This window comes from Oleiphilus sp. HI0043 (assembly GCF_001634935.1).
Genome location: NZ_LWEY01000036.1, coordinates 1 through 1,279 on the forward strand (window position 1 = coordinate 1; position 1,279 = coordinate 1,279).

Consider the following 1,279-nt stretch of genomic DNA (forward strand, 5'->3'; position numbering starts at 1 on the left):
CTTAGGCTCAACTGAAAAAGCAATACACCTCATAGAAGGGCTCCCCTTCGCAGTCCCCACCGATCGCTCGGAATGGGAGATCAAAGTCATTACGTTAATTTTTGTTTTTGTCTATGCCTTCTTCAAGTTTACCTGGAGCTTACGCCAATATGGTTTTGTAACCATTATGGTTGGCGGGGCGCCAACCCCTAGTGAAGACTGCAGTAATGAAGAGAGGGAGGCGCTTGCTTCACGCATGGCTTCCATGGCCTCCATGGCCGCTAACAACTTTAATAGTGGCTTACGCACTTACTATTTCTCTATCGCCATGCTGACCTGGTTTATCAACCCATGGGTATTTATGGTCGCCAGCACCCTTATTGTCTTTATTCTATTTCGTCGTGAATTTAAGTCATCCACACTTAAAATCCTGGTGGGTAAAGAAGAGCTGTCTCAAGCAATGCGCTAAAACTCAATAAAAAACAAAAAGTCACAAGTCTATTCTTTACCGATCGCGGGCTTTTTCTATACTCATTAGAACAAATATAAAACAAAGGCAATTGACCCGTAGGAGTTACAGGAATGTCTTTAGAATCGCTATTTAAAGGAAGCCCAAATTTACCCAACATCCCGAAAGTGGTGCAAGAACTGATCAAGCAGTTTAATGATCCTCATTCCAATGTTGATGAGATTTCAAAAAAAATACAGATGGACCAGGTCCTTTCTGCCAAAATTATGCGTCTAGCCAATTCCGCGCGCTATGGTGCAGGACGTAAGATCGCCTCAATCGACTCTGCAGTTGTGATGCTCGGCATCGATACCCTGAAAACCTTAGTCGTTGCCTCTGGTATTACTGGTGCTTTCCAAGACATCCCGGGCTTTGATAAAAAACAGTTCTGGCGTGATAGTTTCATGGTTGCCAGCATCAGCAAGCTAATTGCTAAACACACTGACTCAGACCCTGAAACAGCCTTCACAATCGGCATGATGCGTAACATCGGCGAGCTACTAATTCATATTTATCATGAAGAGTCTGCCGTTAAAATTGACAAGCTAGTTGAATCAGGCGCTAATCGAATTGACTTACAAGACAACCAGTTTGGCTATGACTTCACGCAAGCAGGCTCGGAACTTGCCAAACGCTGGAACTTCCCAACAGAAATTGTAAATGGAATACGTCAACAGGCTGCCCCTAACGACTTTGAAGAGTATTCCGCTTATTCAAGCATCGTTTACTTGGCCGACTACTTAAATGAAGCGTTTAAAGCCGAGCAAGAAAAGCAAGAAATTTTATCTCAGT

At 43.5% G+C, this 1,279-nt stretch carries 2 protein-coding genes; both read left to right on the forward strand.

The features are described 5' to 3' along the window. Positions 1 to 448: DUF599 domain-containing protein (locus tag A3729_RS01095; RefSeq protein ID WP_156497562.1), on the forward strand; the 448-nt coding region annotated here is incomplete at its 5' end. Positions 449 to 561: 113 nt separating this feature from the next. After that, positions 562 to 1,279, forward strand: a 718-nt coding sequence (locus A3729_RS01100; RefSeq protein ID WP_068632980.1) for an HDOD domain-containing protein, incomplete at its 3' end; no start/stop codon positions are given.